The sequence below is a fragment of the Tindallia californiensis genome, from assembly GCF_900107405.1.
In the GTDB taxonomy this organism is placed as follows: Bacteria; Bacillota; Clostridia; order Peptostreptococcales; family Tindalliaceae; genus Tindallia; species Tindallia californiensis.
This window is the reverse complement of sequence record NZ_FNPV01000007.1, coordinates 122,358-146,043: the sequence shown is the minus strand read 5'-3', so window position 1 is coordinate 146,043 and position 23,686 is coordinate 122,358. Positions and strand designations below refer to the sequence as shown.

Annotated in this window: 18 protein-coding genes; 9 read left to right on the top strand and 9 right to left on the bottom strand. The window is 40.5% G+C overall.

Going from position 1 to position 23,686, the window contains the following annotated elements; translation table 11 throughout:
• Positions 1 to 57: 57 nt before the first annotated feature.
• A complete protein-coding gene (locus BLV55_RS10980) occupies positions 58 to 2,076 on the top strand; it encodes a sensor histidine kinase (RefSeq protein ID WP_093314366.1) in 2,019 nt (672 codons plus the stop codon).
• Positions 2,077 to 2,123: 47 nt separating this feature from the next.
• On the opposite strand, the gene udk is transcribed toward BLV55_RS10980, so the two are convergent.
• The 7 genes from udk to BLV55_RS10945 form a co-directional block, all read right to left on the bottom strand.
• Positions 2,124 to 2,741: a uridine kinase gene (gene udk / locus BLV55_RS10975; protein WP_093314364.1), complete on the bottom strand. Its 618-nt coding sequence runs from the start codon at positions 2,739 to 2,741 to the stop codon at positions 2,124 to 2,126.
• Between the two features lie 88 nt (positions 2,742 to 2,829).
• A complete protein-coding gene (locus tag BLV55_RS10970) occupies positions 2,830 to 3,924 on the bottom strand; it encodes an AbrB family transcriptional regulator (RefSeq protein ID WP_093314362.1) in 1,095 nt (364 codons plus the stop codon).
• Positions 3,925 to 4,033: 109 nt separating this feature from the next.
• The gene (locus tag BLV55_RS10965) at positions 4,034 to 4,972 is read right to left on the bottom strand and encodes a glycine betaine ABC transporter substrate-binding protein (RefSeq protein WP_093314360.1); all 939 of its coding nucleotides are present in this window, start codon (positions 4,970 to 4,972) and stop codon (positions 4,034 to 4,036) included.
• Complete coding sequence (locus BLV55_RS10960; RefSeq protein ID WP_278280028.1) at positions 4,965 to 5,519, bottom strand: TetR/AcrR family transcriptional regulator; 555 nt, start codon at positions 5,517 to 5,519, stop codon at positions 4,965 to 4,967. Before BLV55_RS10960 ends, BLV55_RS10965 begins: the two co-directional genes overlap by 8 nt.
• Positions 5,520 to 5,766: 247 nt before the next feature.
• A complete protein-coding gene (locus tag BLV55_RS10955; protein WP_093314356.1) occupies positions 5,767 to 6,261 on the bottom strand; it encodes a thioesterase family protein in 495 nt (164 codons plus the stop codon).
• Between the two features lie 145 nt (positions 6,262 to 6,406).
• A complete protein-coding gene (locus BLV55_RS10950; RefSeq protein ID WP_093314354.1) occupies positions 6,407 to 7,372 on the bottom strand; it encodes a 3-hydroxyacyl-CoA dehydrogenase NAD-binding domain-containing protein in 966 nt (321 codons plus the stop codon).
• A gap of 23 nt (positions 7,373 to 7,395) precedes the next feature.
• Positions 7,396 to 8,286: a beta-keto acid cleavage family enzyme gene (locus BLV55_RS10945; protein ID WP_093314352.1), complete on the bottom strand. Its 891-nt coding sequence runs from the start codon at positions 8,284 to 8,286 to the stop codon at positions 7,396 to 7,398.
• 259 nt (positions 8,287 to 8,545) lie between these two features.
• Here BLV55_RS10945 and BLV55_RS10940 point away from each other — a divergent pair, with 259 nt between their 5' ends.
• The 7 genes from BLV55_RS10940 (at position 8,546) to BLV55_RS10910 (ending at position 17,808) form a co-directional block, all read left to right on the top strand.
• Positions 8,546 to 9,892, top strand: a complete 1,347-nt coding sequence (locus BLV55_RS10940; protein ID WP_093314350.1) for a short-chain fatty acid transporter — start codon at positions 8,546 to 8,548, stop codon at positions 9,890 to 9,892.
• A gap of 208 nt (positions 9,893 to 10,100) precedes the next feature.
• Positions 10,101 to 12,494 (top strand): putative bifunctional diguanylate cyclase/phosphodiesterase, encoded by a 2,394-nt coding sequence (locus BLV55_RS10935; RefSeq protein ID WP_093314348.1) that lies wholly within the window; start codon positions 10,101 to 10,103, stop codon positions 12,492 to 12,494.
• A 79-nt stretch (positions 12,495 to 12,573) separates the two neighbouring features.
• Positions 12,574 to 13,404 carry an ATP-binding cassette domain-containing protein gene (locus BLV55_RS10930; RefSeq protein WP_093314346.1) on the top strand — a complete coding sequence of 277 codons (831 nt, stop codon included), beginning with the start codon at positions 12,574 to 12,576 and terminating at the stop codon, positions 13,402 to 13,404.
• Complete coding sequence (locus BLV55_RS10925) at positions 13,397 to 14,890, top strand: hypothetical protein (RefSeq protein ID WP_093314344.1); 1,494 nt, start codon at positions 13,397 to 13,399, stop codon at positions 14,888 to 14,890. Before BLV55_RS10930 ends, BLV55_RS10925 begins: the two co-directional genes overlap by 8 nt.
• Positions 14,887 to 15,249 carry a GntR family transcriptional regulator gene (locus tag BLV55_RS10920; protein WP_093314342.1) on the top strand — a complete coding sequence of 121 codons (363 nt, stop codon included), beginning with the start codon at positions 14,887 to 14,889 and terminating at the stop codon, positions 15,247 to 15,249. Before BLV55_RS10925 ends, BLV55_RS10920 begins: the two co-directional genes overlap by 4 nt.
• Before the next feature lie 28 nt (positions 15,250 to 15,277).
• On the top strand, positions 15,278 to 15,730 hold the full coding sequence (locus BLV55_RS10915; RefSeq protein WP_093314340.1) for a hypothetical protein: 453 nt from the start codon (positions 15,278 to 15,280) through the stop codon (positions 15,728 to 15,730).
• 233 nt (positions 15,731 to 15,963) lie between these two features.
• Entirely contained in the window at positions 15,964 to 17,808 is a 1,845-nt protein-coding gene (locus tag BLV55_RS10910) for a methyl-accepting chemotaxis protein (RefSeq protein ID WP_093314338.1), read from the top strand.
• Positions 17,809 to 17,907: 99 nt separating this feature from the next.
• On the opposite strand, the gene BLV55_RS10905 is transcribed toward BLV55_RS10910, so the two are convergent.
• Positions 17,908 to 18,852 carry an NAD(P)-dependent oxidoreductase gene (locus BLV55_RS10905; RefSeq protein WP_176968381.1) on the bottom strand — a complete coding sequence of 315 codons (945 nt, stop codon included), beginning with the start codon at positions 18,850 to 18,852 and terminating at the stop codon, positions 17,908 to 17,910.
• Between the two features lie 139 nt (positions 18,853 to 18,991).
• The gene (locus tag BLV55_RS10900) at positions 18,992 to 20,284 is read right to left on the bottom strand and encodes an MFS transporter (protein ID WP_093314334.1); all 1,293 of its coding nucleotides are present in this window, start codon (positions 20,282 to 20,284) and stop codon (positions 18,992 to 18,994) included.
• Positions 20,285 to 20,630: 346 nt separating this feature from the next.
• On the opposite strand from BLV55_RS10900, the gene BLV55_RS10895 reads away from it, so the two are divergent.
• Positions 20,631 to 23,684 (top strand): PAS domain-containing protein, encoded by a 3,054-nt coding sequence (locus tag BLV55_RS10895; protein WP_093314332.1) that lies wholly within the window; start codon positions 20,631 to 20,633, stop codon positions 23,682 to 23,684.
• The last annotated feature ends 2 nt before the right edge of the window (positions 23,685 to 23,686 follow it).

The following is a 23,686-nucleotide window of genomic DNA, read 5'->3' as shown; positions in this document are numbered from 1 at the left end:
CATCATCCGTTTTGATGTTGCAAAGCCCTTTTTTTCTACTGCATAGAGGTGATCCCATTGATTCATTTTTTTACTTTCAAGCGATTACGGCATCGTATTATTTTTGCCTTTACGATGCTGTTGGTAGTTTCTCTTTTGGCCAACAGTTTATTAGCCATTTGGCAAGTAATCCAACAATCCCAAGAAGATTATCAGGTATCCGTCCATCAGAAAATGGAATTGCTGGATCATCATATTCATTATTATGCTGAAAATATTGCATCCAATACCAGGATGTTGGCGGAATTTCCCTTGATCCGGGAGGCGGATCAGCGCATTACTTCTTACAAAAATACCCAGTCTTCCGAAGGGCTTCTTCCCATGCGACCAATGCAGGGAGATCCTTATGAGCAGGAAGTTTACCAAATCTTAAAAACCTTTCAAGAATCCCATGATTCCGTCAAAAATGCCAGCCTTGGTGTTGAAGCGAACGGTGGTTTTGTCATGCATCCACCCCGCCCCCGTTTTAATAAATACGATGCCAGAGAAAGGCAGTGGTATCAGAAAGCCTTGGAATCTCCCGGCGAAGTGGTCATTTCTGAAATTTATACCACCTCCAGTGGGGAGAAGGTGGTTCTTTGTGTGATGACGGTTTTTGATGAAAAAGACCAGTTACGGGGAGTGATTACCGTTGATTTTGATCTGGAGGCCTTGTCCAATATGCTGACGGACACCACCATCGGTAGTAGTGGTTATGCGATGCTCACCGACTCCACCGGCTCTATTCTCGCTTATCCGAATCAGCCGGCAGTGGTGGGCAAATCTCTGGAAGATATTGGTTTGGGATCTTTGCTTCAGGGAGAGTCATTGAAGGAGCAGACCATCGACACCTTTTTTTATCAAGATCAATCCTACCGGATTCAGGTTATTCCTTCGGCTTTAGCCGAATTTCCCCTCTTTTATATCTCTTTTATCCATACCAGTGAATTTTATCAAAGTGGCTGGATCTTATCTCGAAAATTATTGCTGAGTGCTTTTTTCCTGCTGCTTTTTTCCATGCTTCTGGCTTATTGGTTATCTGGACAACTCACTGGTTCTTTAGGAAAGTTAAGGGAATTTGCTGATCAATTGGCGGAAGGAAATCTGAGCCAACGGCTACAGTTAACGGATCAGGATGAAATAGGCCAGTTAGCGCAACGATTTAACGAAATGGCCGCTGCTATTGAAAAATCTCAAAGAGAATTGGAATCTAAGGTAGCGGAAAGAACCTTCGCTTTGTCTTCTACAAATGAACAGTTGCAGGAAACCAACGAAGAACTTCAGCAAACCGTCGTCCTATTAAAAAACACCCAGGAACAGTTGATTCAATCAGAAAAACTAGCTGGTCTCAGCACCTTGGTCGCCGGTTTGGCTCATGAGATTAATACACCTTTAGGTGGTTCGATTTCTATGGCTTCTTACCTGGAGCATCAGCTACAGCAATTACTAAAAGATATTGAAGAAGAAACCTTGGGCCAGCATGAATTTGATCAGTACATGCTCCGGATGCAAGATTCTGTGCAGGTTTTGCTTCGAAACTTACATCGCTCCAGTGACTTAATTCAGCATTTCAAACAGGTAGCTGTGGATCATCGCCGTGAGGAAAAAAGAGAATTTTATGTCAAACCGTATGTGGAAGAAACCCTGCTGGGTTTTCAACAGCTATTAAAGGCAGGTAATCATCGGTTCATCCTTGACTGTGAGGAAAAGTTATCTGTTTATAGTTTTCCCGGTGCCTTCTCTCAGATCATTGCCATTTTAATGCAAAATTCATTGGAACATGGTTTTGCGGATCGAGAAGGTGGTTCCATTTATCTTTCTTTTCAAAAACAAGACCACCGTCTGGTTGTAACCTATTCTGACGATGGTAAGGGTATGACCGAATCTGTAAAGTCTCGGATTTTCGAACCTTTTTTTACAACCGCCCGTCACCAGGGTAATATCGGGTTGGGGCTTCATATTCTGTATAATCTTTTGATGCTTCAGCTAAAAGGAGATGTGGTCGTGGAATCTCACCCTGAGCAGGGGACCATTTTTCATCTTATCTGGGAACCTTAAAATTCTGTTAAAAGTTTTAGACTCTTGGTTGAAAGCTTCGAACCTATTTATGTAAGAATGGATTTTATTTTAGTGACAATAATGTCAATGGCCACCATGTTTTTACCGCCTTCTGGAATAATAATATCCGCATATTTTTTATTTGGTTCCACAAATTGTAAGTGAGCCGGACGAACCGTGTTCATATATTGATCAATAACAGACTCCAAGGTTCGGCCCCGGTCTCGGATATCTCTTTTAATACGCCGTATCACTCGAATATCTGCATCCGTATCCACAAAAATTTTAATGTTCATTAATTCTCGAAGTTTTGGTTCATTAAAAAGCAGGATTCCTTCCAGAATAATAATGTCTCTGGTTTCCACCAGCAAAGTTTCTGATTTACGGGTATGCCTTTCAAAATCATATTGAGGCATCTGAATGCTTTCTCCTGATAACAGGCTTTTCAAATGTTTTACCAGCAAATCTGTTTCAAAGGACATGGGATGATCATAATTGGTTTGAATGCGTTCTTCCATTGGCAGATGATCCTGATTTTTATAATAGGCGTCCTGTGGAATGGTGGCAATATTTTGATTTGGCAGTTGCTTGAAAATCTGCCGTGCCACCGTACTCTTTCCGGAACCGGTGCCACCGGTGACGCCAATCAGAATAGGCTTTTTCATTGATTTTCCTCCTTTTGGGGGTGTATTAAGGCAAAACCTGAGAGATCCTATGGTAAAATAGAAATTCTTTCTGCTGATTAGAAGCTCTTTATACCAATAAGAATATAATCACTGGTATGACAATCAACTTACCTACCAGCACACGGGTCATGTGTAGCAACACTACTTCCATGGGTTTTTCAGCATATTCATAGGCTAGAATACTCATAGGTGTCAGACCTACCGGTGCGGCGGCTAACAAGCAGGTGACCGGATCCCATTGGGTCACTTTTCGCAGCAGATGGTACAAAAAATAAACGCCGATAAAAATAATCGCTGAAAACCCAAAAGTTGGCAGAAGCATGACTTTCATCGACTCCATAGGGCTGTTCATAATATTAAGGGCTAACATAATGGCAATACCCATTTGCATCACTATTCGCATAAAAGGGGTAGGCGCTTTTAGGGGGATGCCGGCAATCACACTGCTTCCCGTCAGAAAAAAAGCTCCCATTAAGGCACCGGCGGGAATGTTCATCCAGGTTCCCAGTAAAGCACCGGCTATTCCAATCCCTACCGTAGTGAAATAGGAAAAGATTTCTATCCCCGGCCATTGAAAGGATAGGGATTTTTTCAACCCATGGCTTATTTCGCTGCCTCTTCCTTTTATTTTTTCCCACCAAGCTTGCTTTTTACGCTGATTTTTATCTTTTTCTGTTAGTTTTTCTACAATAATAGGAAAGGTCACAATGGCGATCATTAGGCGGGATAACTGAAAAATAATGACGATGCCTGCGTTTCCCCCTAAGGCAAGGGCTAATATTCCCATTTCAGAGACACCGGAAGGGGTTGCGCTTAAGAGTGCTGTGGCCACGTCCAGATCAAAGGCCATCATCAGTAACAAACCTAAGCCAAAACTTAAAAACAGGGTCCAACCAATCATAATCAAACTGGGTATTTTTAATGCTTTCATTTGCTGAAAAATTTCACGGGTGACTTTTACGCCTATATTGGCTCCCAGTAAGGATTGTAATAGGAGAACGGTTGTACCACTTAGCGGATCTCCTTGAAATCCCAGAAAACTGGCTCCGTAGATCAGGATTAATGGGCCTAAAAAGGCTGGTGTCGGTATGCTTAACAAATAAAACAGTCCATAGCCTAAGGTTGACAAGCCTATTAGTAATAGTATTTCTGTTCCAGACACGCCTGTTTCACTTCCTTCATTAGTCTTCTTATTTCCTGTTCATTATAACAGATAGAGAAAGACCCTGCACATTTCACCAGGGTCTTTCAAAAGGGGGATTTTTGTTCTTTTACATTTCTTCGATGGAATCGATGGTTACATAGTCTGGCACGACTAAGCCCAGCTTAGCGCCTTCATAAATATTTCCCAAATCTTCCAGTTTATCTCCATAGTTAGCCCAGTAGTTTGACTGGGTTAGAGGTAACCAAGCACTTACCATGGCATCGTAATCGCCAGAAGCCAAAGATTCATACAGTACGGCTACGTCTACCATGTCTTTTTCCACAACATAATTCATTTTTTCTTCTAATACATAAGCCATCAGGTTGCTTTTAGCAATGGCGCAGGTCCAATTATTGTAAAGAAGTTGTACCGTTGCTCCTTCTCCGTCAGCACCTTCCGGTATCCAGCTTTCGATCAGTTCCTGATGATCTGCTGCCCAGGCTTCCATTGCCTCCCGGTCACCTTGTTCTCCTTCTTGAATCATCATCATCATTTCTCCCAGCTGATCGTCGTTAAGGGAAAAGTTTGACAATACTTCGGCTACTTCCGGCATGTCTTCCGTTAATCCAGCACGACCAAGTGCCTTAATATTTTCTTCTTCTCCAAAGATCCCCAGTGGGTCTTCTAAAAATCGCAGATTATACTCTGGGAATTTCCAGTGAGGGGTCCATCCAATGGCTACTACCCATTCTTCTACCATGCCACGGGACTCTATTTCAGCAATCATTGCCGCTTCACTGGCATCTACCAATTCGTATTCATCCAGCCCATATTCTGTCATAACCCTTTCTTCCACGGTACTCATAATTTCGGCACCAGCATCAATGCCAATAATTTCATAATTGAATTTTTCGGCCATTTTGGTTGTTTCTTCTACGACTTCTCCCGTTTCCTCTACTTCCTTTTCTCCTTCTTCCACTTCAGCAGCTCCATTCCCACCGCATCCGGTAAAAATAAGGGCTGTCAACAATAATCCTAATAAAATCATCATGCTTCTTTTACTCATCTTTTGTTTCCTCCTCTTTTTTTTCTTCTATAGCTGGCTTCATCATCATGGTTTTTTGTATCATTCTTTCATATACATGATGCAATAGAGACTCGTCAAACTGGTATAAACCCATCAGTTTATTCATCCATAGCCCGTCAATGGCCAGGCGCAAAATACTGGCTTCGATGGGATCCAGACCGTCCTTTTCTATCTTTTGCTGCCAATGTTTATAGGCATTTTTGATGGGTTCCAACAGCTCTGGCTTCATGGCAACAGCCATTAAAAAGCTGGCGTTCAGTTCTTCCTCATCATATGCCTGTTCAAAGGTTTCAGCAATGAGAGAGCGGGTCCACATTCCTTTTTCCAGTTCTTCATGGGCTACCCGTTGCTCCACTCCTTCCCGATAGCTTTCACTGGTATACTCTACCATGGCTTTTACCAGAGCTTCCTTTGACTTAAAATAATGAAGCAAACCACCTTTACTGATTTCGGCTTCCTGGGCAACCGCATCCAAGGTTAAGGCAAAAACACCTTTCTGGTAAACAATTCGGGCAGCTGCCTTGATAATCCGGTTATATTTCTCTCGATTTTTAATGGTCTTACCCTCCCTTTGCCGTTTTCAGATTTTTTGTTCCGTCCAGACGGTTTATTCTTAGGTAAGACTATATCAAAAATAACCGGATCTTTCAAGGGTCTCTTCCCTCATACAGAAATACCTCATACAGAAATGCCTCATACAGAAATATCTCATACATCAATACCTCTTTCCCATCCTGCTATATCTTGATAATGCCGCCGCTCCTCCGTAGTTCTTAAGAAGCTGGTTTGTTTTTGGTGGGAATTCCTATCCGTCGGCCGGCTTTTTCTGGTCTTGGAAGCTTTTGATGTTGTTGACCAAGGGATGCTAAGGCTTCAGCCACTTTGGGCGGGAAGGGCGCTGGTCTTTTTTCCTTTTGATCCATACCCATCACCATGTATTCATTGGTAGCAATGATTTCTTTTTCCCGATTGATCATTTCCATAAAAAGATGGATTCGTTTGGCATCCCAGTCCAATACCTGGGTCTTTACCTGTACTATATCTGCTTCTAAGGCTTCCTTCAGAAAACAGGTGTGGGTTTCCAGGGTATAAGTCGTATAGTGATGATGCTTTCGGGCCTTTTCGTCTAATCCTAAGGTCTCTAAAAAATGTTCTAAGGCTTTGGTGAAAATAAGGGCATAGGCTGAATCGTTCATATGACCATTGTAATCAACCCACTGGGATAATACGGATTGATAAAAGCATCTTTCTTCCTCCTGAATCTGCATTCTAAGCACCTCTTTTCTTTCTGGTTTTTCCTGTTTCCTTGTTCTTCGATTCTGTTTTTTTGTTCTTTGATTCTGTTGGATTCTGGTTCATCCTTTTTCATTCTGGCTCATTCTAGTTCATCCGAATGGTCGTACCGAATGAACCCTATTTTTTCATAATGCTTTGGGGTTCTGGCCAGTATTTTTCCGCCAGTTGAAGCACTTCTACCAGAAATTCATCTCTTTTAGCAGCTAATGCTGTCACGCTTTTATTTCCAGCATGGGTTTCACACCCATTGATTACTTTTTCTTTCAGGTCTTCCGTTAATTCCGGTGCTTCCAGTTTTGTCCAGGGCAATTTCAAAGCTGGTCCGAACTGTTTTAACATATGGCGCATTCCTGCTTCACCGCCGGCCATATGAAAGGTTAGAAAAGGACCCATCTGTGCCCAGCGCAGTCCCGCTCCATAGATAATGGCGGCGTCTATTTCTTCGGTGGTGGCTATATCTTCGTTGACAATATGAAGGGCTTCCCGCCAAAGAGCTTCCATCAGACGATCGGCCACATGGCCTTCTACTTCCCGCCGGACAATCAGTGGTTTCATGCCAATTTCCTTGTAAAAGCTTTCTGCCCGGGTTAGTACTGCCGGTTCTGTTTTTTCTCCTGCCACTAATTCTACCAGTGGTAACAGGTAGACTGGATTAAAGGGATGTGCCACTAAAAGCCTTTCCGGACAGTGACAACCTTGTTGTAACACGCTGGGCGTAATACCGGAAGTGCTGGAAGCAATAATGGCATCCTTCCGGCAGGCCTGGCTGATGGCTCCCAGGACTTGATGTTTTAGTTCCAGAACCTCTGGAACATTCTCTTGGATAAGATCCGCTTTTTCTACGGCTTTTGCCATGTCGGTCTCAAAAATAAGATCCTCCGGAGAAGTGCCGGGACTGATGCCCGTTTTTTCTAAAGAAGGCCAGGCTTGTTGCAAGGATTTTCTAAGATTTGCTTCTGCATCCGGTGCCGGATCTGTGGCAATCACCTGAATGCCATGGGCCAGGCAACGGGCAATCCATCCAGCGCCAATAACGCCGGTTCCTACCACGGCTATTTGAGATATGTTTGTCTTTTGATTCATCAAATGCTCCCTTCTGTACAGCTTTATTTCAATTGTAGTAATGCTTTTGCTTCTTGGGGTGTCATAGGTTCTTTGCCGAGTTGTTGAAGAATATCAATGCCTTTTTCCACCAGGGTTTCGTTTTTGGCAAGCACACCCTTGGACAGGTATAAATTATCTTCCAGACCCACACGAACATGACCGCCCAATAAGGCTGCCTGAGCTAGGATTTTCATTTGCATGGCTCCAATGCCAAAGGCAGACCAGGTTGCTTTTTCCGGTATCCGGTTACGCAGGTACAGCATGGTTTCTGTATCCGCGGCGGCTCCCCAGGGAATTCCCAGACAAAACTGGAAATGAGGGTTTCCATCAATAAAACCTTCCTTTATTAATTGATTGGCAAAACGCAAATGTCCGGTATCAAAGCACTCCAGTTCTGCTTTGGCACCACTTTTCTGAATCAGCGCCGCCTGCTTTCGTAACCATTCGGTTGGACTGATATACACCATATCTCCAAAATTAAGGCTTCCGCAATCTAACGTACACATTTCTGGTGCGAGAGTGGCTATGGGTTCATGCCGTTCTTCGGCTGTCTGTAAATCGCTATTTTTTCCGGCCTGATAAGGGTTTTCTTCATCCGGATCAAAATCCCCACCGCCTCCGGAAGTAATGTTGATAATCAACTCCGGATCGGCTTCTCTGATCCGTTGAAGGATTTCTCGATATTGTTCCACATCATGGCTAATCCCTCCGGTTTTTGGATCTCTGGCATGAATATGAACTACGGCTGCCCCTGCTTTTCCTGCCGCCAGAGCCGAGCTTGCGATTTCTGCCGGTGTTACCGGAACGTAGGGATTTATTTTAGTCGTATCTCCAGCTCCTGTAACGGCACAGGTTAGCATTACTTTATTCTTTAGGTTAATGGCTTCTGTCATTCTCTTTCTTCCTCCTCTCTCATCAAGGCTGATTGATTGTCAGCTGATGATCAATTATCTGACATATTAAACCGTCCAGACGGTTTTCTCTTGCACGACTATATCATGAATTTTTTGGAACATCAAGAGGAAATTTTTTTCAGACACATCCGACTATATTGACAAAAATATGCTAGGATGGTAATCTATTAGTGTTTTGTGTCTCTTTATGGGTATTTTTTAGATATCTGTAAAAAAATAATGAAAAGGAGGATTATCAATGTTCAAAAAGTTTACAAATGCTTCTGTAAAGTTGGTTCAACGTTTTTTGCCCGACCCGTTTTTATTTGCTGTTATCTTAACCCTAATTGTTTTTCTTCTGGGTATTTTCTCAACAGGCCAATCTCCTATTAATATGGTAAATCATTGGAGTGGCGGTTTCTGGAACCTGCTGGCATTTTCTATGCAGATGGCCTTGGTGCTGGTCACCGGTCATACCCTGGCCCAGGCGCCTATTATCAAAAGAGGGCTTCGAAATCTGGCCAGCGTGCCTAAGTCTCCCGGATCGGCGATTTTTGCAGTTACGCTGGTTGCTTTAATCGCTTCCTGGATTAATTGGGGTTTTGGTCTGGTTATTGGTGCCCTTTATGCCAAAGAGCTGGCTAAGAAAGTAAAGGGGGTGGACTACCGCCTGCTGATTGCTTCCGGTTACTCCGGTTTTGTTATCTGGCATGCGGGTTTCTCCGCTTCTATTCCCCTGACATTAGCAACCGCCACCGCTAATTTGGAAGAAATGACCCGTGGTGCTGTTACAGAACCGATTCCTACCAGTGAAACCATTTTCGCTTTGTTCACTGTAGTACCAGTATTGGTATTAATCGCCACCATTCCTTTTATCAACAAGGCGATGCATCCTTCACCCGAAGATGCGGTAGTGGTGGATCCGAAGCTGTTAGAAGATGATATTGAACCAGAAATTCCTGTGAATCAGACACCGGCGGAAAAAATGGAAAACAGCCCTGTGCTGTCCATTGCCATCGGTTTAATGGGGGTCACCTTTGTGGTTCAGCATTTTATTCAGAATGGCTTTGATCTGAATCTAAATGTGGTTAACTTTATCTTCCTCTTTACCGGTATTATCTTACACGGAACTCCCCGACGTTTCTTAAATGCGGTAACAACCGCCGTAAAAGGTGCTGGTGGTATTATTATTCAGTTTCCTTTTTATGCAGGTATCATGGGAATGATGACCGGAGCCAGTGCCGAAGGGCTTTCTTTGGCACAACAGATGTCTACGTTCTTTGTGAGCGTTTCCACAGAAGTAACCTTTCCATTTTTTGCTTTTCTGAGTGCTGGAATTGTTAACTTCTTTGTTCCTTCCGGTGGTGGGCAATGGGCCGTTCAGGCACCTATTATGATGCCGGCCGGTGCTGAGCTTGGTGTGGATGCGGCCAAAACAGCCATGGCTGTTGCCTGGGGAGATGGGTGGACCAATATGATTCAACCTTTCTGGGCACTACCGGCGCTAGGAATTGCCGGTCTGGGCGCTAAAGATATTATGGGCTATTGCCTTATTAATTTAATTTATGTCGGTGTGGTGGTCAGTCTGTTTCTTGTCATCCTTTAGACAACTTTTCCCTGGAGGAAAACACACCCTGTTAACCATTGAAGAAGACCTTATTAAAAGTCTTTTTCAATGGTTTTTCTTTTCCAAAACAAGGATGCTAGAGTCTGGCGTTAAAGCATGTTATAATAGGATAATAGCCTTAGTATTTAATCATTCCTAAGCATCCTATTGATCCTTCATCCGCCTTATTAGTGAGGAGATTTATTTTATGATACAACAAGCCTTCAGAAAACTCTATTTTCTAAACCGCCTACTGATCAAAGACCCTTGGGTAGTAATCATGCTCAGCGGTTTTTTTATCTATATCCTGGCGGTTTTTCGCCATGCGGATCTTTTGGCCAACACCACATCCGTGCTTACCCTTTTCAGTGCTTCCTATCTTCTTTACCGATCCGTTCAGAAAACTTCTTATCCTTATGATAAATGGTTGTTTGGCTATGTTTTCTTTTGGTTTTTTGCCGACACGGTTTGGTTTGTCTTAGCCTTAATGCCTACAAAAGATCCCATGCTCTTTCCTTATATGGATCTTATTTATACCATCCCGCCTGTTTTTTTGGTGATGATGATCATTCACTGGGTAGCCACTGAAGCCAAAAGATGGAATCTTTACCAGCTTTTTTTAGATTTTGCGGCGGTTCTGTTTCTCCTGCTTTATCTGTTAGGTCAGCGTTTTTACCAGCACTTTCTTATGGAAAGAAGCTTGGGTTTTGACGATATCGTGATGGCTCTCTTTACCTTCATGGGTCTTTTTATTCTGGTCTCCAGTGTCACTCTTTATCTGTCTTCCTATCGACGTGAAAAAAGCATTGCCTTATGTGTCATTCTTATAGGTTTGATGCTTTATGGAAGCATTGAATTTCTTTATGCTTATTTGAGTTTGTTGGATCTATATATCGCTAATTCTTTTATTGATATTCTTTACTTAATACCACCTGTTCTTTTTACACTTTCGCTTTACCATCAACAAAATCATCAGCCCCACCATCATCAATATCCGACTGTCACTGATCCGCCGGCTCCACACCATCCCTTAACCTTGCCGGATAATTATGGAAAGCGTAAAGCTCCCTATGTTTTTTTACCCCTTGTGCTTATCCTGTTTTTCTTTGGTGACATCAGACCTGGAAAGCTACTAACCACGCTTATTCTTCTTTTTCTTTATTATATGATGTCTCAGAACATCCAACTGTCCATTAAAAACTATCATTTATTGCAGGAAGCTAAAGAAGCCAACCGGAACCTGGAAGAAAAAGTGCAGGAAAAAACCAAAAGTTTGGAAGAAACCAACCAAGTACTGGCCTATTATTCCTATTTAGATCCTTTAACCGATCTTTCTAACCGACGGGCTTTTATTGAATACATGGACGCGCTGACCATTAGGCAACAATCGGCTTTTCACCTTTTTTATATGGACTTAAACCGATTTAAGTATATTAATGATACCCATGGGCATGATGTAGGAGACAAGGTCTTAAAGACCATTGCCCGGCGTCTTTCAGAAGACTGGACAAAGAAAGGAAGGCTTTTTCGGATTGGCGGAGATGAGTTTGCTCTCATTGTAGAAGGCTTTTATCAGCGACATGCCCTGTCCGACATTGCAAAAAGAATTGTTCAGGTCGTTGAAATGCCTATTGCCATTGATCCTTACCATTTTTACCTAGGAATCAGTATTGGTATTGTTTCTTATCCCAAAGATGCTAATACAAGAGAATCACTGATGCGGTATGGAGATATGACCATGTATCAGGCAAAAAACGCTTTCGCTCAAAGCCATTATTATTTTTATGATTCTTCTATCAAAGACCTGATTCATGAAAAACATGTGCTGGAAATGTTACTGAAACAGGCAAATGCCAACCAGGATTTTTTTCTTGTGTTTCAGCCCCAGTATGAAATTGATGGAAAAAAACTGATCGGTTTTGAAGCCCTTTTACGTTGGAATCATCCAGATCGTGGATTTATCTCTCCGGCCCAATTTATTCCTGTAGCGGAAGAAACCGGATTGATTATCCCTCTTGGAGAATGGGTCTTGAAGGAAGCTTTTCGAAACATTAGAGAGATTAATGAAACCTATGAGACACATTATCGGATCTCTATTAACGTCTCCCCTGTCCAATTGCAAAGCCAAAAATTTATGGACACCTTATTAGATCGTATGAGGGCTGAAAAAATTTCTCCTTCCTGGATTGATCTGGAAGTGACGGAGGGAGCCGCCTTCCGGCAGGGTCATAGTGTCGAAGCTTTTTTTGATCATCTTAGAGAACTAGGCATCAATGCTTCTCTGGATGATTTTGGTACCGGCTATTCTTCTCTAAGTTATATTAAGCGATATGATATTGACCGCTTAAAAATTGCCAGAGAATTGATCAACGGTATTCATGAAGAGGACAGTGCTAAGGAAATTGTCCGAGCCATTATTTTAATGGCAAAAGGCCTGCACCTTACTATCATTGCGGAAGGGGTCGAAGAAGAAGCTCAGCTATCCTTATTACAATCCATGGGCTGCCATGAAATACAAGGTTATCTGTGGAGTAAGCCTGTCCCCAGGCATGAACTGGAAGAAAAAGTGATCAAGCCTTCCTTAGTTAACACACGAAAATAGAAAAACGTTGACAAAGAACACCCCGATTGTTATACTGTTATACGCAACTATAACAGTATAACAATCGGGGTGTTCTTTTATGATTCAGTGTGATCATATACATTTTCGTTATCAAAAACAATCTATCTATCAAAACTTTCATTGGGAATTATCATCAGGAAGCATTTGTGGCTTTCTTGGCCCTAATGGTGCCGGAAAAACCAGCTTATTCAAACTTTTAACCGGGTTAATGTTCCCTCAAGAAGGAAGTATTTCTGTCTTAGGGCATGATCCAAAACATCGAGAAGGAAGATTTTATCAAAAAATAGCTTATGTGCCGGAAGATTTACCTGTCCCTGAGATGAGCCCTGAAACCTATGCTCATTTTTGTGGACCAATGTACCCTAACTACGATGAAGCTTCTTTTCATCAACTTTGCGATGATTTTGAAGTTGACAGACAGAAAGCCTTTACCCATTTCAGTGCCGGTGATCTTCGAAAAGCATGGCTTTCCTTTGCTTTTTCCTGCAAAACCGACCTGTTTATTCTGGATGAACCCTCTAAAGGGCTTGATATTCATGCACAATCCACTTTACGAAAAACCTTGACCGATATAGCTGCCGACGGTTCCACTATTTTACTCTCTACCCATCATGTTCGCGAAGTTGAAGGATTGTTAGACCACGTTACAATGATCAACCGGAGTGGTCAGCTTCTTCTCAATCTACCTATTACTGATCTTCACAAGAGCTTCCGTCTAAAACGTACTTTGTCAAAAGAAGCCTTCCCTGAGAATTCTTTAGCTTGTCGTCGTGATGCTTCTGGATGGACTCTTTTACTAAATGAACCTTCTGCTCTTTCGGAAGATATCCCTCTGGAATTACTGTTTACAGGGCTTTGTCGTAAAGAAAAGGAGCTTTCTGATGAGTAGAAGCAATCAATGGCCTAAAATAACATTTTTTTTGTCTCTCTACCCAGGTTTCTTGTATTGGCGATACTTGATCTTACCTTTTCTTGGTGCTTTTTTAGCTTTTTCAACTTTTAATACTAGTTCTCGATTAGTATCTATTGGCTTTTTCCATGCTTTATCCTTCCTTTCCATCTTTTATGTTTTCTTTCTCTTGGCACTGGGATGGATCGGTTCTAGCTTTAGAGACAGTATTTTTGGACAACGAACTATTGATGCGATTCTTCTCATGCCCATGGGCCGAACAGAAACATTATCTTGGTTAAAGATGAGAAGTACCTGGATTCCCGGTTTTTTAACCTTATTCGGGGCAATGGTATACCTTTTCATTGCAAGACTGGATGCCTTCTATTCTTTACTGAGATCAGCCCCTTATGCTTTGGCTTCTCTTTACCTGCTAAGCCATTTGCTTTGGAAAGGATCTTTTTATTCCGTGGATGCTGGTACCTTTGTTGGAAAGGTCACTGAACGGGAAGATAACAGAATCTTCGCTATGAATATCTGTTTTACTGTTAGTCCCCTTCTTCTCTCCTTTCTCCCTTACCAAGCTCACACTATTTTGGGGCTGTTTTTGATCGTCATAGGATTTTTCTGGGGAGAGTCAGACAGCCATGAACTTCAATCCTTTGGTAATGCTCCTATTCTGAATTCTTTAACAAAAAAAGAAACGACTAATACCTTCTCTGCTCTAACTTCTATTCGTCCTTCTTTTTTTCGTTATTTACATTATCGTTATTTGTCACGTTTTCAATATCCACTAACCTCTTTTTTGATTCAGTTAGTATTAGTGTTATTGCTCACAACGCTTTATTATGCCATAGGCGGTTTATATCTAGTAAGCAACGATATTTCCCTTTTTCATCGAAGCCTTTATCTCAGTTTTCTTGTTTGTTTTGCCACGATTTTTCTGTTTCATGACGGAGGAACGACCCGCAATCATTATGATATAAAACTATTGATTCCTTTAAGCCAAAAAGAAAAAATAGTTGCGGATTCCTTAGGAGATACTTTTATTACAGGGCTTTACACATGCCTCAATCTTCCGATAGTGATCTTTTTCATTGGCATTTCTCATCGCTTATTATCTCTGTTTACGTCACAGCCAATGATTCCTATAGATAGATTAATCATAAGCTCCGCTGGATTTGCTCTCTCTTTTTTCTTTTTATCCATTTTATCTTTCAGCTTGATCGATTCGTTCCTAACAAGCCTAATTGTTTTCTTTCAAAAAATAAGTTTCTTTAAGACGGGTTACTGGTTGCATCGTATTGGCGCTTTCTTTCTATACCTCATCCCTCTTATCGCATCGATTGATCTGAAACACGAAGAATATATAAGTCTTGAACGTTTTTTAGGATATCCAATGATCCTTGCTTATTTCGTTTTCTTCTTCATTAGTCAATATGGCCTTTACTGGGCTGAAAAAAGGATTCAGGTGATTCACCTATGACACCAGACTTTAACGAAGAGTTAACCATCTATCGGCAAATTGCTCTTAGCATTGAAAATGCTATCCTTGAAGGGATCCTAAAGCCAGAAGAAAGGCTTTCCTCTTTACGAGAGAGCGCTGTCGAAATGGAAGTAAATATTAATACCATTATGAAAGCGTATCATTTATTGGCGTCAGAAAATATTCTTATCAAAAAAAGAGGGCTTGGTTTTTTTGTCAGCCCAAATTCCATCGATATTATTCAACAAAAGCGACGAGAAATATTTTTTTATCAAACTGTTCCAAAAATATCAAAAACCATGGAATTATTAGGAATTCAGATGGACGAATTAATCCATGCCCTCAAAAAAGAACCCTAACTTCATGGAAAGAAAGGAAAAATGAATGATGTTTATCTTACTTCTTTTCACGTATCAGATGTTTCGACTGCTTAATATTCTTTACATCAAAAGGACGAAAGCTGGAAAAAAACTGGCTTCTTTCTCCCAAAAGAGTGGGCTTAGATGGCTAAGCGCCGGACTGTTTCTACTGGGTCTCCTTATGAATTACTTTGCTTACTTAAACCACTGGCATTCTTTGCGTGGCATCCTATTATTTCAAGGATACCTTTCCTTATTATTATGGGAAAGTTGGAGTTTTATCCATTTTTATGAGAAAGGAATTGTTTTTTCTGGCCGATTTGTTTCTTGGAAAGATATTAAAGAGTATAAAAAACTGGATGACGACTCTTATTTATTAGAAATTGGAAAAAGCCCTTTAAAGGCGATGACCTTTCGAAAGGTTTCTCACAAAAAAGCTCTGGAAAGGTTATTGAACCATCAATTAGAGGTTCAACATTGAATCATCATGACGGATCGCCCTATCCACTGATCGATCATTCGTTTTTGTAATATTTTGTATATTCTGTTTTATTTATTTTAGCATGGGTATTTATATTGACAAGCATGCTGACGTTTCTCAAAATACGTTTATACTACTTTCTTTTACTACCTACCTTACTTATTGTTACGATGCCACCACCAAGCTAATATGATCTTTCATAGGAAAGCAGCTTCAGAGAAAGGGTGATTAAAATGAGTATAAAGAAAACATTATTACTATCAGTAGGATCTATCGTTTTTTTACTGGTTGTTAATGCCACCATTATGACCTTATTAAAAACCACACAGGATAATCTGAGTTATCATCAGGAAATTCGGTATGACAGCTATCTGTTAGCTGATGAACTGCGACAGTCCTCCGATGATTTAACCAGATTAGCCCGACTATATGTTGTGGAAAAAGAAAATGATCCGGAACAGGCCGCTGAATATTTGCGACAATATAATGCGATCTTAGACATTCGTAATGGCGTCATTCCAAGACCAGCACAGTATCATCTGATTTATTGGGATCTTGTAGCCGTAGATGAAAATCCTCCAACTCCTGATTCCAATGTAACCCGTTCCCTACTGGATCTTATGGCCGATTTGAATTTTACAGAAGAAGAGTTTGAATATTTAGCTCAAGCAAACGCCAATTCTGATGGATTGGTTGAGACAGAAGTTACTGCAATGAATTTAGCGGATAACAATATCGGACCTTCTGAAAGAGACGTTATGCAACCAGGAGAATCTCCCAGAGATACCGCCATTCGCATTATGCATGATAAGCAATATATGACTTACAAAGCCGAGATTATGCGTCCCATTAATGATTTTTTTATTGCATTAGAAAACAGAACATCTGGTACTGTGAACGCTCTCGAAGCAAGGGTAGCAAGGTTAACCATTGCTGGAATTGTTAGCCTTATCCTTTCAATTTTGATTAGTGTATGGCTTCTTTACCGACTCATTTTCACCGTACTTAAGAATATCCGCATCCTTCAGCATAGTGTGCAGGAGCTTGCTCAAAAGGGTGGCGACCTGACACAAAGTATTGATATTAACACAAATGACGAACTTGGTCTGCTTTCCTCCAGTGTTAATCAGTTTATCAAAAACATTGCTGGCATTATTGGAGGCGTCTCCCATTCAGTAGAACAGGTTAACACCCACGCAAAAGAAGTCTCCACCAATGCAGAAAATGCCTTATTATCGGCTCAGGAAAGTGCCCGTGTCATTAATGAAATTGCAAATAGTTCCTCTGAACAAGCAAAGGATGTAGAAGTATTGGCAACTTCTGTCAATCAAATTGATCATTCGTTGAATAGCGATTCCGAACGCATGCATTCTCTTAATCAGGCAACAATGGAAATTGACAAACAAAAAGAAGATGGTTTTACCATATTAGCCGATCTTATTCAAAGTGCTAATCAAAGCGATCAAACAATGAAAACCATTGATGAAGTTGTACAAAGTTCTAATGAGAGTGCCGAAAAAATTGAAAGTGCCAGCACCATGATTCAGAGTATTGCGGACCAAACAAATCTATTAGCATTGAATGCCGCCATCGAAGCTGCAAGAGCAGGTGAAGCAGGAAAAGGTTTTGCTGTTGTAGCCGAGGAAATTCGAAAACTTGCCGAACAATCTAATAGTTTTACTAATGAAATTAAAACCGTTATTGATGAATTAAAGTCCAAATCTTTGGATGCAGTTAAAACCATGCAAACGGCTAAGGATATTTCTAAAGTGCAAAATCAAAGTGTATCGGCTACCGAAGATAAGTTTCATGCTATCGCCAAAGCCATTGATTCCATCAAGGATATTATTAGTTTACTGAATACTTCCCGAAAAGAAATGACTGAAAATAAAAACCGTATTGTTGAACTGACACATAACCTTTCTGCCATATCAGAAGAAAATGCGGCCAGCACAGAAGAATCTTCTGCCGCCATGCACGAGCAACAAGAACATATAGAGCGAATCGTGTCTTCACAAGCAGAAGTTGCTAATTTAGCCGATGAGTTAAGTGAATTAATTAAAAAGTTTACTGTATAAAAGCACAGTAAACCATGACTTAAAAAGAGTTTCGCTCACTTGTTTTATAGCCCCTACCTATTGAAGGCAGGGGCTAATTATTTTTGCATCAAATGGTTTCTATTTGAATAAAGATGTCTGCAGGTTTTCCAGCGGCCTTCCTTCTTTAAAAGCTTTAATATTTCGATAAGCTAACTGAAAAGCCCGTTCCGGTACACTGGTAGAAAGAAAAGAAACATGAGGTGTCACTAATACTTTTGGATGACTCCACCATAAGCTTTCTTCCGGTAAAGGCTCTTCCTGAAAAACATCCAAAGCGGCACCTTTTAGTCTTTCTCGATTTAAGTGATCCATCAGCGCTTCTTCTACAATCACAGGTCCCCGGGAAACATTAATCAGCAGCGCTTCTTTTTTCATCTGTGCTAGTATTGCTTCGTTGATCAATCCCTCCGTATCTTTTGTGAGAGGAAGTGCCAGCACTAAGATATCCCATTCTCCTACCACTTTTGCCAGATGGTGAATGGAATGACATTCATGAAACGCCTCTATTTTTCGTCCATCCCGGTTGATGCCTACCACTTTTGCTCCAAAGCTATGAAACCGTTTTGCTGTCTCTGTTCCAATACTTCCAGTACCCACAATTCCCACGGTTTTTCCATATATTTCTTCCATCTCCCGATGTTTTTTCCATACTTTTCCTTCCTGAGCCTTTTCATAAAATCGGCTATTTCTATAGATTTCCATGGTTTTTAAGAGCACCCATTCGGCAATGGGAATACTATAAATGCCCCGAGCATTGCAAAGCTTAATGTTTTTTTCACGAAGATATTCCATCGGTATATGATCGATCCCCGAGCTGGTTAGCTGGATCAGTTTTAGGTTATGAAATCGTCGAACATCGGTATAGTTAAACACCTGATAACTAAAAAGAATGTCCGCATCCCAATGTTCTTCTGCTACCGGTTCTTTTTCTTTTGGCCAAAGGACCGGTTGACAACCGAGATCTCTTAACAAATCCAGCTTATCTTCCGATAAATGGTACCCGGCGGTTATCAGTATTTTCACGTCTATTCCTCCCTATTTCATCTCATATTTTCTTCCATTTACTCGTATTTTCTTAGTATTTCATTTATCTTCAAGAAGCTCCTTATCCTCTATATCACTATGATATACCTCTTAGCGGTTACTGAATCTTTACCCTTCTTTAATGCATTTTATTTGCCTTTGTTTCCAATCCTTCTTTCATTAGAAAACTAGCTGTAAAACCAATGATGGCGGCCAAAAGAAAAAGAAGAGCTCCTGCCTGATAGGTTGCCGCCGTTTCTTCTGTTCTTAAAAACCAGGCAAACAAACTGTTAATCACCGATGTTCCAAAAAAAGGAGCCATGTTCACAAATCCGGTAGCAATACCGGTATATTCCTGTGGAATAAGTTCCTTGGTGTTCGTAAAGCATAGCATAGGGCTGATGGATACAGAACCGGTAATAAAGAGGACCGGAATTAATAGCCACATTTTTTGAAAAGCCGGTAGAATCAGAATCATCATCGCCCATCCTGCCACTAATAATAGCAATGCAGTCTGCAATACCCGCTTTCGTTTTTGTAACCGGTCAGAGATCATTCCAATCGCCGGGGAACCAATCAAAACGCCTGCCATGTAGATCATAATAAGGTTAGCTGCCTGTTCCAAGGGTATTTCGTAAACATAGCGAAGAAAATGAGGACCCCATAGGCCTGAAAAACTCATATAAGATCCAAAAACCATAAATAAAATAACCGCATTGACCCATGCATAAGGATTAGAAACCACTACTTTTAATCCTTCTGTAATCTTTTGTGGCTGCTTTTGTAGCTGCTTTTGTGGTTGCTTTTCTGTACTTTTTTCCAGTTTTTTATACTCTTCCTTCCCTTCTTCTGCGTCATTTTTTGCTGGCGGCCGATCGGTAATCCAGCCGTAAATGATCAAAATAGGCATTAAGGTAATAATGGCCAGTATCAGATGCCCACCTCTCCATCCTAAAGCATTGGTTAAATGATAAAAAGGTGCCGTTGCCAGCATCCCTCCCACATTACCAATGACGGCTGTCATACCGGCAATGGTGGCAAATTCCGTAGGCTTAAACCATAACGCCTGAATCTTAAATATGGACGTAAAAACCGTAGCCGCACCAAAGCCTATCAACGCTCTGGCGATATAGAGCAAAATGGGCGTAGGGGACAAGGCAAAGAAGATGGATCCTATGAATACAGCTGACATCCCCATAAGTACCACTCGTCGTGGCCCCTGTGCATCTACCATAATGCCGCAGGGTATCTGTAAAAAGCCATAGGTATAAAAATACATGGAGGATAATAAGCTAATCCCAGCCGTTGATAAAAGCAAGTCTTCCCGCAGAGGATCGGCAATAATACCAATGGAATACCGATGAAAAAAGCCAATCATAAAGGCCAGTCCAAAGACCAGCCAGACCACATATTTAGAAGAAATTTTTTTCATAATTTCAAAGCCTCCCGCTGAGATTTCAGCCAATATTCGCCGTTTTTTATTAATGGAACTGGATCATCCTTGCTAAAATAATAGAGACTGGATTGATTCATAACATCGCTCCTTCTTCCTGATTATATATCATTCCGTCTATTCTATCAGAAGGAAGATGCTTTGAAAATCCTTTAAAGATCATTAAAAATTTTCATCATCAAATTTGCGGCATTAAGATTATTTAGAATATCCACGGGTAATGGAATAGTAAGTATTTTTCATTTACAATTGCTATACTACTTATCCTATCTTTCGTCCTACCAATACCCTACTGCTATTATTTTACCTTTTAGGGGGTTATTCTATGGAAGAAAAAAAAGCACCCATGAACCATGATGTGCTCCTGGAAATTGCCAAAAGTATTCCCGGCTCTCTTTTTCAATGTGAGTACAATAAAGCTGATGGTTTCTCCATTACATATGCTTGCCCTGAATTTTGGAATATTTTTCAAATGAATTCCCAACCTCTTCCTTATTTTCCAGACTCCGATTTTTTTGACATGATTTTAGAGGAAGATTTAACAGCCCTCTACCAGTCCATGACTAAATCCATGGAAGATCAAGATCTTTGGAGCCTCGATTTTCGAATTCAATATCCCACCAAAGAAGTCCGATGGGTACATGCTTGGGCTAAAGCATCAGATCAAAACAAAAATGATTTTTGCTGGAACGGATATATAAAAGATATCACTGATGATAAAATGCAACGTTTATCCTTAATGGAGGACCAAAAAAGATGGCGTTTTTCTCTTGAAGAAGCCGGTGCCGGGTTTTGGGAGTGGGATATCAAGAATGAGACTATTTATCGTTCTGCACAAACCCTTCGGATGATTGGTTTTGAAGAAGGTGAACTAGCCAGCAATACTCAGTCCTGGTTTGAACGCATCCATCCGGAAGATCGACCAGACTGTCCAGACTGTGATATTCCTTATCATGAACTAAAACGATGTGCGATTTGTCCCGATGGATGGTTCGATTCAACCAATACCATCGAAATGACGTATCGGATTCGAAAAAAAGACGGTGCTTATCTTTGGGTTTTAGACCGAGGAAAAGTGGTGGAACGAAATCCAGATGAAACACCCCGGCTTTTTTTTGGTTATATTATCGATATTACCAGTCAAAAGAATCTCGAAGAATCTCTTAAAGCTGAACGTGCCTTATTTGAACATGGTCCAACATCTATTATCAGAATAAAAAACAAAGAAGAATGGCCGATTGTCTATTCCTCTAAGAATATTAGTAACCTAATTGGATACTCATCTTCTGAACTAACGCTACAAGAAAAACCTTTTTTAGATTTAATTCATCCTGATGATCAGGCAAGAGTCTTAAGAGAAGCGAAAGACATTGAACGAACCAATAAAGTGTCCCAAAATTTTATCTATCGTTTAATTAATGATCAGAGAGAGCCTGTATGGGTTTCCGTTGTTTCTAAAAAAGATACTCGTTTTGAAGATTCAGAAGACCATTTTATTGGGTATATTAATGACTTTACCTATATCATGCAATCAAAACGTCAGATGAAAACCGTTATGAACGCTGTCAAAACCCTTATTCTTGTTATTGATCCATCAGATGATGCTATTTTGTTTTCCAACGAAGCCGCCCATCAGATTTATGGAAAGCTTGAAGGCAAAAAATCAATTGACCATTTTTGGTCATATCACCAATTTTCCACTTCCGGAAAAAAATATCCTTCTGAAGAATTGGATGAAATGGATTTTGTCACTTTTCATCCAGAATCCACTAAATGGTATGAAACTAGTGTGGCAACCATCGAATGGATCAATGGAAAGTATGTACATTTAGTGATTCAAAACGATGTCACTGAATTAATAGAGGCTTTGGATTCTTTGAAACAAAGTGAGGAGGAAAAAGAGTCTTTACTCAGAGCGATTCCAGATAATATTTTCATCTTAAATACTCAGGGGAAATGTCTGAAAAGTTTTATCCGGTCCTCAGAATCAACAAAAAAGAAGGATTGGATCATTCAGGAAAGACCATTGGAAGATTGTTTTTCCAATGCGGTTGCCAAGGAATTATTAGCCGCTTGTCAACAAGCAATACAAACCAATGAAATTATCTTCTTAGAATATGAATTAACCATTGACCATAAAACCAAACAATTTGAAGCACGATTTCTGAGACTGAATCAAGATACCATTCTAATGATAGAAAGAGACATGACTAACATCAAAGAATTGCAGCAAATAACAGAAAATGCTCTAAATGTTGCTCAGGATTCCGTTCAAGTGAAAAGTCAGTTTTTAGCAAATATGAGCCATGAAATACGAACACCGATGAATGGTATTATTGGATACGTAGATCTTCTGTACGAAACGTCTTTATCGAAGAGCCAGGAGAAGTATGTTCAGGGGATTAACGCCGGAATTGAAACCTTAATGCATACGATTAATTCTGTTTTAGATTTATCTAGAATTGAATCTGGTCAGCTAGACCTTGAAAAGGTTCCTTTTAACCCACTAGAAGAAGTGGCTTATATTGTTGAAAGCTTTTTGCCCTATGCCGAAAAAAACAATAACCAGATAACCTTCACTCATAAGATTCCCTCTTCTTTACATGCTACGCTACTCGGGGATGCATACAGACTTCGTCAAGTATTGAATAATTTAATTAGTAATGCCTTGAAATTTACTTCTAAGGGATCAATCACTGTCTCATTGGACATGGTGCCTATTGACAATCAAAAAGTAAAGCTAACGGTTTCTATTACAGATACAGGAATCGGTATCCCTTCCCACCAAATCAACAATCTATTTCAACCATTTATGCAAGTGGATAGTTCTACGACAAGAAAATATGGAGGATCCGGACTTGGTTTACCCATTGCAAAACAAATTGTTGAGCTTATGGGTGGACACATGACCGTAGAAAGTGAACCCTTAAAAGGAAGTTGCTTTAGGGTTGTCTTACCCTTAGAAACAGAAACTCCCTTATCTGATCAGCTGTCTATCAATCATCAACTATCCATTCACAAAACAAAAGAACCAATGGATACCATCCTTATCATCGAAACTAAGCAAAACCGATCTCTTTTTCAACGGTTACTGCTAAAACAACAGGTTCTTTGTGATTTTTCAGTACATCTTCAGGAAGCTATCGAGTGGATAGAACAAAAGAACTATTCCGCCATTTTTATAGAAAACCAGTGTCTCAATGATGAATGGCTAGGTCAAATTTCACAAAATCATCCTGAACTTCCTTTGTTTCTATTATTGGATGATACAAAAAAATCACCCTCCCTATTCCAACATATTCCACAAATACCCTTACCACTCACAGCTAATAAAGTGCTTCAAGAACTTGAAAAAACAGGAAATACAAAGGAGGATTGATT